Raw genomic sequence first — 9,281 nt, 5'->3', positions numbered from 1 at the left:
GGGTACCACCCGTTCCCATCCCGAACACGGAAGTTAAGACCTCCTGGGCTGAAAATACTGCAAGGGAAGATAAGACGTTGCCAGGTAATGTAAAGAGACTACATCAAATGATGTAGTCTCTTTACATTTGAACTTGCACCCCTTTGCTTTCCATGAATAATTCAGTATACTATAGGGTAAATTGATTGAGAAAAAGCAGTAAATGGAGAGTAAATGGAGAGTAAATGATGGATAACTATTTGTTTTTTTCAAGCCTTGAGCTGATTGACTACTTTGTTAATAACTTGGCAGAAAAAGACATCAGGACCCAAACGAAAAGAATATTTGAAATGGCCAGGGTCTTTATGGGCAAAAAAGATTTTAAGCTGGAAGACATTTATTCAGTACTCATCATGGTTAGAAACATTGGACTGGGTTCCCAGATTGATGAAGTCTTTTCTCTATATTTCAAAGAGGGGAATTACCCTATCCGGGTTTTTATACAAATTGCTGATTTAGAAAGCACAGCCGATGTCGAGATAGAATTTTCAGCCTATCGGGGACAGAAAAAATATATCAATAACGGGAAGATTTATCTATCTGAAGGGCCTTTCTCGCAAGGCGTTATCATAGACAATTATATTCACTGCTCCAGCGTACAGCCCTTTTCCCCAGTTACTCAAGAGCTAATTGATGGCAACATCAAGCCGGCCGTCAGGCAGTGCTTAGATAACTTGCGGAATACGCTAGAGTTGACAGGAAGTAGTTTAGATCAAGCTTACTCTTTTATCGTTTATTTAAAAGACCTGGATACGCTTTCCGAGGTTGAAGAGATATTTGAGGAGTATGTCTCCAGTCAGAATGAAATATTGCGAGAAGTAATACAAATTGAGCAGTTTAAGGGAAATCATGCGATTGAAATTGCTTGTTCAGCATATCTGTGTTGAGACTTTTGATATTTTCTTGCTAAATTTTCATTGAATTCTAAGACAATTTTAAGAGCACGCAGCTAATATTACAATCAGGACGTATTATTTGGCTGTTCCTTGTTCTTTTATTATGTTTATATTACTATATTAAGGCAAGGAAATGATTAAAATAGGTGTGTTTGTTTAAATGTTTGTTTAAATCCATGTCTGAATGAAGGAGAATTTGATGGAATTTATTACGAGTTTGATTGATGTTGTCTTACATATTGACAAATACCTAGGTATGTTGGTCCAGACGTATGGTGCCTGGGCGTATCTGATTATTTTTTTGATCATTTTTTGTGAAACCGGCCTTGTCGTGACACCTTTTCTGCCCGGGGATTCTATGCTGTTTGTCGTCGGTGCTTTGGCAGCGACAGGGGCAATGGATATTAAATTTGCTTTAATCTTACTGCTAATTGCTGCTATCGCAGGAAATACGCAGAACTATTTTATTGGAAGATATTTTGGACAGAAAGCCTTCAATTGGAGAGACAGCAGATTCTTTAAGAAAAAATATCTTATACAAACCCATGGTTTTTATGAGAAACATGGGGGGAAAACGATTTTTCTTTCGCGGTTTTTGCCAATCATTCGAACATTTGCACCCTTTGTTGGCGGGATCAGCAGCATGGGGCTATGGAAGTTTATGTTCTACAATATATGTGGGGCCTTAGCTTGGATCACGCTTTTTATGATGGGCGGATATTTTTTCGGGAATATTCCGACAGTCGAGCAGAATTTTTCGTTAATCATTTTTGCGATTATTTTTATCACTGTTTTACCAAGTGTCATTTTTGCTCTTCGCCAAAAGTTTTCGTAAAGCTGCACTAGGGGGATTGAAAAATGGCTGATCATATGAAGGAAATTGAACAATATGAAGATGCAGAGATCATTATTGAACCGCAGGAGATGGTGCGCTGGCAGAATAAGGCTGAGCACTATGTGGACAACCCTAAGAAGACAAAAGATTTGCTTTCCGAAGCCCTGGAAAAAGCGAATAACAATAAAAACCGCGATGTGATTCAGAATATCTGGGATAAAATCCAGTTGCTTTTTTCTCTATTAAAAGACTGGTTAAACGGTGATTACCGAACGATCTCTAAGACTGCCATAATTTCTGTAATTGCCGGGTTAATTTATTTTGTATCCCCCGTTGATTTTGTTCCTGATTGGATTGTCTCGCTTGGGCTGGTGGATGATGTTGCTGTTTTAGGATTAATTTTTAACCAGTTAGATAAGGAATTAACCAGGTATAAAAAATGGAAAAACGCAAACAACCCAAGGATTTGATCCTGGGTTGTTTTTTATAGTCCGCCTGGAATGGATAACTTGGTGTGAAAGTCTGCTACAGGCTTAGCAGCAGCATTCTGCTCATTTTAGTGGCGTTGATCAGGCGTATTGAATCTTGGAGCTTGGGGGTCTTTAAGTTCATTGAAGTACTTTCCAGGTGTTGAGAGATCAAAGTATACCTTGGAATCCTGGGTAACTCCCCAGTCCTGAAGTGAGCCTGTATTCTGGAGCATATTGAATGCTTCCCGGAAAAGCGTATTATGTGCTTCTTCCCTATTTAAAAGGAAGTCAATCGTTTCTCTTACCCCTTTATCGTTAATCTGCCGGTAGAGATATTCATAGACTACTTTTGCCCTTGTTTCAGCCGATATATCTGACAGCAAATCTGCAGCGAGATCGCCGGTACATTCGATATATGCTCCGGTCCATGGATAACCGGAAGCATTGGTTAACATGGGGGCAAGTCCGCCGATAACATGTGATTCCACGGTACCAACAGAAGTATTCATGGCCTCAAGCGTGTGACCATTTAATAGGTTGACTGTCTGGGCGACCATTTCCATATGACTCAATTCTTCTGAAGCAATATCCATGAAAAGATCCTTAATCTTCTCATCTTTAATGCGGTAACTTTGAGACAGATACTGTAAAGCTGCTTTGAGTTCACCATGCGGTCCGCCTAATTGGTCTAACATTAAAGATGCATAGTTTGGATTAGGACCGTCGACGCGTACATCTTTCAATAGCTGCTTATCATGTTTGAACAAATGTATTGCCTCCTTCATTTAGATTTTAATCGTTCGTTACCTTCTATAGTTTTGCAATATCCTTATAGATTATACAAAGAAGAACAGTTCAATTTTAACTTTTGCATAATAATCATAGATTTTTAACAAAATATAATAATATTGATAATAGGAGGAACTAAAATGCAATTAAGCCAGAAAGAAAAAATGCTTTTGGAAGACTTGAAAAGCCACGAGCAAATGTTTGCTCAAAAATGCAGTGAATTTGCCAATCAAGCTCAAGATCCGCAACTCAAACAAATTTTTCAGAACATGGCGCAGCATGAACAGCAGCATGTCCGAAAAATCGATCAAAGTTTGAGCCAAACTTCCGGAACATCAGGCCAGTCTCAAGGCATGACGGGTCAAAAAGATTCGATGCTTTGCCATGATATGCTCTCAACAGAAAAATATCTCTCTGGAGCCTATAATACGGTAATTTTTGAAATCCAGGATACCTCCCTCCGTCAGGATCTGAATAGTATACAGAGTGAAAAGCAAAGGCAGGGGGAAGAAATCTTCAGGTATATGCAGAGTAAAGGGATGTATACAGTCCACTAAAAAAATAGAGGGTACCGCCAACGACTACAAAGTAGTAGTTTTGCGGTATCCTCTGTCCTTATCAAAAAATATTTTGGGGGGGTTACATGATGCAGCTTACAAGTAAAGAAAGATCTTTACTGGAAGATTCTAAGAGCCATGAAGAGCTGTGTATTAAGAAGTACAATAACTATGCCAGTCAGGCCCAGGATCCGCAGCTTCAACAATTGTTTCAGAGCCTGGCGCAAAAAGAGCAGGAGCATCTAACAAGCCTTAATCAGATTTTAAGCGGCGGGATACCCAACATCCAGCAGGGCCAACAGCAACCGCCGCAATTTATGACATCCGGTATGGGACAGGCCGGAATGGTCAACCAGCAGGATGCAGATCTTTGCCAGGATATGCTTTCTACGGAAAAACATATTGCTTCAACGTATAACACTGCCATTTTTGAATTCAGAGATACAAATATCCGTAAAGTATTAAATCATATCCAGACAGAAGAGCAGCAGCATGGTGAATCTCTTTTTAACTATATGCAAACAAAAGGGATGTATCAAGTACATTAGGATGCGTAAATATACCCAATCAGTTTTTTGAAATTTCTAGACCCCAAAGCTCGTTCTGGGGTCTGATTTTCAGTTGTGATTACTTGCTACAAATTACGACAACAATCCGTTTACCGCAAGAAGGCTAAGGAAGATGTGGCATTTAAAATTTGTTTTTGTGCATACTAACAAAAAACTATAAGAGGTATAATTGTGAAAAAATTGCTCTATATAACCGCAAATCCTAAACCAGAAAACCTATCGGCCTGTAAAACAGTAGGAAGACAATTAGTAAATAAATTATTAAAGCAAAGTACAGATTATATGCTTGAAGAAGTAGATTTATATGCGGATCATATCCCGCAGTTGAAGCATATTTATTACGAAAGCCGGAGTACGCTTATTAGCCAAGATAAAATAGAAAAATTAAAACCAGAGGATAAAAAAGAAGTACAACGTATCATAGCTCTTTGTGATCAGTTTAGAAGTGCGGATATATATATCTTAGCGGCTCCGATGTGGAGCTTATCATTTCCGGCTCCTGTAAAAGAGTATCTGGATTGTATTATACAAGCAAATTGGACAATTAGGTTTGATAATGAAAAACCGTATGGCATATTAGATGACAAACCTAGAACATTTATATACGTACAATCATCCGGAGCAAATATTCCTTGGATAATCAGACCTGCTCTTAATAAAGGATTAAATTACGTACATGATATGATAAAGTATATTGGAATCAGTAATTTTGAAGAGCTTTTGGTAGATGGTACTGGTTCTAATGACGCGCAAACACAACAAGCCATTGAGATAGCAAAAGCAAAAATAAATGGATTAGTTGAAAAAATAAGTCTATAAGCACTGCAAATAAGCAGTGTTCACCATTGACGGTGTTCTGCCATACGTTGTGGCTGTCACGTTTTCCAGCCTGCTTTATGTCATCGGCTCCCGCATGATCAAATCAATGGGGGGTCTTTTTTAATTCCATGTGAAAACAGGATAAAATCCTTTTCAAAATACTATTCGGGAATACCTGAACGATACGGGTTTGAAGTAAATACTAAACGATTACGATAATCACTATGTAGTTTTTTATATCTAATTATTTCATGCTTTTTCTTGATATTATACGGATATGCGTATATAACTAAAGCTAACCGGTCATGGAGGTTGGCAAAATGTTGGACTATCTTTCTGTTCGAGATACGGCAATCAAATGGGGCTGCCGATGGCAGGCTGAAAGAAGACAGGAAAACAGCATATTGCCTTAAGATAATCTTAAGGATTTGATAAGATTAAACCACAAAATTGTTTTCGATTCCTTGATATGATATTATGGGTTTTTGTGAAAGAAGGAGTTGAGCAGACTATGACAGTAAATATTTTAGTGGTAGATGATGAACAGTCTATTGCGGACTTGATTGAAGTATATTTGAAAAACGAAAATTATGATGTATTCAAGTTCTATAATGGGCAGGATGCTTTACAGTGTGTTGAAAACCAAAATATAGATTTAGCAATATTGGATGTCATGCTTCCCGATGTAGATGGTTTTTCAATCTGTCAGCAAATCCGGGAAAAGCATAAATTTCCGGTTATCATGCTGACAGCCAAAGAAGAAGAAATCGATAAGATTACGGGGCTGACATTAGGTGCGGACGACTATATCACTAAACCTTTCCGCCCTTTGGAGCTTATTGCCCGTGTTAAGGCGCAGCTCCGGAGATTTATCAAATATAATTCTTCAGAGCCAAAACAGGAAGGACACTTAATTGCCTTTTCCGGCTTGTTATTGGACATGGATACTCATGAATGTACCTTGAATGAAAAAAAGCTATCGCTTACCCCTACGGAATTTTCCATTCTTTGGGTCCTTTGTTCCAAGCGCGGACGGGTGGTCAGTTCAGAAGAATTGTTCCATGAAGTATGGGGAGACAAGTATTTCACCAACAGCAATAATACGGTAATGGTTCATATCAGGCATTTAAGGGAAAAAATGCAAGAAAGCGCGGAGCATCCTAAATATATCAGAACGGTATGGGGGGTTGGCTATAAAATTGAAGAGTAAGAGAGATATAAGAAAGAATGATTATACAAAATTAAAAAGAAAAGTATTTTTGCAAATGATTCTGATCACAATTGCCGCCGCTGCGACTGTTTATCTATTACGCGATATCCTGCGTGGACAGTTCGGAGATCGTATCGTTCAATTTTTAGTCAAAGCTTTTCATTTTAATAATTCGGATGCACTAACAATCTATCAGCTGGTGATTCGCAACAATATGGATATGATTCTTTTTGTTGTAAGTCTAATTTTTTTAGTTATTCTTTTTCGATTTTTTGTTTCATGGTTCACAAAATATTTTGATGAAATCAGTGCCGGAATGGATAAACTTGCTGAGGAATCTAATGCTGAAATTATTTTAACACCGGAATTGGATTTTATGGAAAATAAGCTTAATCAGATGAAAAACAACTTGGAAAAACAAAAGAAAGCCGCGCTTGATGCCGAGCAGCGCAAAAATGATTTGGTAGTTTACTTGGCTCATGATATAAAGACACCCCTGACCTCCGTTATAGGATACTTAAGTCTTCTGGATGAAGCTCCTGATATGCCTCCTGAACAAAAGGCAAAATATGTTGGTATTACCTTGGAAAAAGCTTATCGCTTAGAACAGCTTATCAATGAGTTTTTTGAGATCACAAGATTTAATCTTCAAACGATTGTTTTGAATAAAGAAAAAATCAATTTACTGTTCATGCTCGAGCAGATTGCGGATGAATTCTATCCAATACTGGCTCCACAAGGAAAGCAGGTGACTGTCAATGTGCCCGACGGCCTAACTCTGTGGGGAGATGCAGACAAACTGGCCCGTGTGTTTAATAACATTCTGAAAAATGCGCTAACCTATAGCTATGAAAACAGCGTCATTGACATTTCCGCTGACCAGCAGGACAAAAATATTATGATAACTTTTACGAATCAAGGTAATCCTATCCCACAAGAAAAGCTGGAAACGATATTTGAGAAATTTTTCCGGCTGGATACATCCCGTTCTGCCAATACAGGCGGTGCCGGGCTTGGACTGGCTATTGCCAAAGAAATTGCAAATACGCATGGAGGCAATATTTTTGTGCAAAGTAATACAGAAAAGACAGTCTTTACTGTCGTGCTTCCACAAAAGCAAGAAAAGGACAAGTTATCTGCTTAAGTTAGATAGCTTGTCCTTTTGTAAACTGATTCGCCTGCACTTATTAAATCAAAACAAATCCAAACAAAGATCTTAAAAATGGGATTAATAAAGATCTTAAAAATGGGTAAAACACAAAGAACATACCGGCGAATGCGCCGGCCATATAAAAGCAGGCCTCTTCACGAAGGAGTAAGGGAATTTTTTTGATATGGGTACTTCGGACAGAAACTTTGACCTGTAATTTTGCTAAATGTTTTTTTAGTAGCCTGAAAATTACCCATCCGATTAACGCTCCGAGAGTATTCATCAGTAAATCATCAATATCCGTTATTCTTCCATTGAACAATTGACTCAATTCGATAATAAGCGAGAATGTAAAACCGGATAATGCTGTTTTCCATAACACTTCATGCTTTTTCCAAATAAATGGAAGCATAAATCCAAGAGGTAAAAAAAGTAATATATTTTCTATGTATGTGCGTACACCCTCTGTGATCCAAAGAAATGGAATCAGATTAACCTCCTCCGATGGAAAATTCAACCCCTTTGGGGTTATTATTCCAAAGCTGTTATGAACAATATCACTAATGGAAGGAATTTGAGTAAAACTTAGCACCCCGGTAAGATAGTATACAAAGATATATACGCTTACAATATGTTCAGTTGACGGCTTATAGCCAATCTTTTTACTTTGAGAGGTCAGTAGAATATGGTATGGAATCAAGAATGGCAAAGTACTAATAAACCATGTAATCGACACTATAATAAACATTAAAATCGTAATGATCACTAAATTTACCTCCGTTATAATTACTTGTTTATTCTAGGATATTTAAAAAAGAAATGTCTTAATAAAACCTTAAGAAATTCATAAGTTGGAATTCCAACATAGCTCCTTGTTCTATGATTGAATAAATCAATACAGAATAAGGAGCTGGTTTAGAGTATGGCACGAAAAGTAAAAAAGAAAAAGTCAGGAATACGCTTATTTGTAACATTTCCGTTAATAATTGTCATTGCCGCTTTTGTTTACAAATCCATCATTATTTCAGGAAACCACCAAATATTTGAGAAAGAATATGACGATAGAACCTTGTCATATTCTTCTTTAAAGATAACCCCTGATCCCTCTGTTTCTATATCTCTCGACAAGCTGAACAGTCCTAATGCGATTTTGATCCGGTTAAAAGATCATACCATCATGATGCAAAAAAACAGCGAAGAAAAAATCTATCCTGCTTCTTTGACTAAAATGATGACAGCCATTGTTGCGATAGAAAATTTACCTGATCTGCAGGAAGAAATCAAACTTACCAATTCTACGTTTCAGGGGCTGTACGAAGCAGATGCATCAATAGCAGGTTTCCAACCGGGTGAGCAGGTCAGGGTAATCGATCTGTTATACGGCGTAATGCTACCGAGCGGCGCGGAGTGTTGTATTGGACTTGCTCATCAGGTTGCGGGATCAGAGCAGAATTTTGTAAAAATAATGAATCAAAAGGCGGCAGGTCTTGGTATGGACAATACCCATTTTGAAAATGCGATCGGACTTCACAATGAAAACCACTACACAACAGTCAAAGATCTGGCTATTCTTCTAAGCTATGCTTTGCAAAATGATACTTTCCGGGAGATTTTTACTTCATCCCGTCATTCCACACAACCTACGAATAAGCACCCTGGCGGTATAACCTTTTACAGTACCATGTTTGAGGACTTCAACAATCAAAGCATTATCGGTGGAGAAATTTTAGGAGGGAAAACTGGATATACCGATGAGGCCGGTCTATGTCTCGCGAGTCTCGCCAAAGTGGGTAAACAAGAATACGTTCTGATTTCAACTGGTGCAAAAGGAGATCACCATTCGGAACAGTATAATATTACCGATGCATTAGCTGTATACAACAGTATAAGAAAATAATAAGTTCTTCATAAGGATGTATTAAGTTTTACACTGCTGTATCCATAGGC

11 protein-coding genes and 1 rRNA gene are annotated in these 9,281 nt (G+C 37.9%); 10 read left to right on the top strand and 2 right to left on the bottom strand.

Annotation, left to right across the window (positions count from 1 at the left end):
- The 4 genes from rrf to C1I38_RS13050 form a co-directional block, all read left to right on the top strand.
- Nucleotides 1-86: ribosomal RNA gene (gene rrf / locus C1I38_RS13065) — 5S ribosomal RNA — on the top strand; the annotation flags it as partial.
- Nucleotides 87-224: 138 nt separating this feature from the next.
- A complete protein-coding gene (locus tag C1I38_RS13060) occupies nucleotides 225-926 on the top strand; it encodes a Rid family hydrolase (protein ID WP_119774948.1) in 702 nt (233 codons plus the stop codon).
- A gap of 208 nt (nucleotides 927-1,134) precedes the next feature.
- Nucleotides 1,135-1,770: a DedA family protein gene (locus C1I38_RS13055; protein WP_119774949.1), complete on the top strand. Its 636-nt coding sequence runs from the start codon at nucleotides 1,135-1,137 to the stop codon at nucleotides 1,768-1,770.
- A gap of 23 nt (nucleotides 1,771-1,793) precedes the next feature.
- Nucleotides 1,794-2,240 (top strand): YkvA family protein, encoded by a 447-nt coding sequence (locus tag C1I38_RS13050; protein ID WP_119774950.1) that lies wholly within the window; start codon nucleotides 1,794-1,796, stop codon nucleotides 2,238-2,240.
- 86 nt (nucleotides 2,241-2,326) lie between these two features.
- On the opposite strand, the gene C1I38_RS13045 is transcribed toward C1I38_RS13050, so the two are convergent.
- Nucleotides 2,327-3,007, bottom strand: a complete 681-nt coding sequence (locus tag C1I38_RS13045; protein WP_026156250.1) for a manganese catalase family protein — start codon at nucleotides 3,005-3,007, stop codon at nucleotides 2,327-2,329.
- Nucleotides 3,008-3,169: 162 nt separating this feature from the next.
- Here C1I38_RS13045 and C1I38_RS13040 point away from each other — a divergent pair, with 162 nt between their 5' ends.
- From C1I38_RS13040 to vanS, 5 genes are all read left to right on the top strand, one after another.
- On the top strand, nucleotides 3,170-3,586 hold the full coding sequence (locus C1I38_RS13040; protein ID WP_020491350.1) for a spore coat protein: 417 nt from the start codon (nucleotides 3,170-3,172) through the stop codon (nucleotides 3,584-3,586).
- A gap of 86 nt (nucleotides 3,587-3,672) precedes the next feature.
- On the top strand, nucleotides 3,673-4,134 hold the full coding sequence (locus tag C1I38_RS13035; protein ID WP_119774951.1) for a spore coat protein: 462 nt from the start codon (nucleotides 3,673-3,675) through the stop codon (nucleotides 4,132-4,134).
- Nucleotides 4,135-4,326: 192 nt separating this feature from the next.
- Nucleotides 4,327-4,974, top strand: a complete 648-nt coding sequence (locus tag C1I38_RS13030; protein WP_119774952.1) for an NAD(P)H-dependent oxidoreductase — start codon at nucleotides 4,327-4,329, stop codon at nucleotides 4,972-4,974.
- 511 nt (nucleotides 4,975-5,485) lie between these two features.
- Nucleotides 5,486-6,184, top strand: a complete 699-nt coding sequence (vanR, locus tag C1I38_RS13025) for a VanR-ABDEGLN family response regulator transcription factor (RefSeq protein ID WP_020491349.1) — start codon at nucleotides 5,486-5,488, stop codon at nucleotides 6,182-6,184.
- The gene (gene vanS / locus C1I38_RS13020) at nucleotides 6,174-7,328 is read left to right on the top strand and encodes a vancomycin resistance histidine kinase VanS (protein WP_165904938.1); all 1,155 of its coding nucleotides are present in this window, start codon (nucleotides 6,174-6,176) and stop codon (nucleotides 7,326-7,328) included. Before vanR ends, vanS begins: the two co-directional genes overlap by 11 nt.
- Before the next feature lie 43 nt (nucleotides 7,329-7,371).
- On the opposite strand, the gene C1I38_RS13015 is transcribed toward vanS, so the two are convergent.
- Complete coding sequence (locus C1I38_RS13015; RefSeq protein WP_243103657.1) at nucleotides 7,372-8,100, bottom strand: VanZ family protein; 729 nt, start codon at nucleotides 8,098-8,100, stop codon at nucleotides 7,372-7,374.
- Between the two features lie 156 nt (nucleotides 8,101-8,256).
- On the opposite strand from C1I38_RS13015, the gene C1I38_RS13010 reads away from it, so the two are divergent.
- Nucleotides 8,257-9,231, top strand: a complete 975-nt coding sequence (locus tag C1I38_RS13010; RefSeq protein ID WP_119774953.1) for a D-alanyl-D-alanine carboxypeptidase — start codon at nucleotides 8,257-8,259, stop codon at nucleotides 9,229-9,231.
- Nucleotides 9,232-9,281 lie beyond the last annotated feature (50 nt).

The sequence above is a fragment of the Dehalobacter sp. 12DCB1 genome, from assembly GCF_004343605.1.
Taxonomy (GTDB): domain Bacteria; phylum Bacillota; class Desulfitobacteriia; order Desulfitobacteriales; family Syntrophobotulaceae; genus Dehalobacter.
This window is presented reverse-complemented; position numbering and strand designations above follow the sequence as displayed.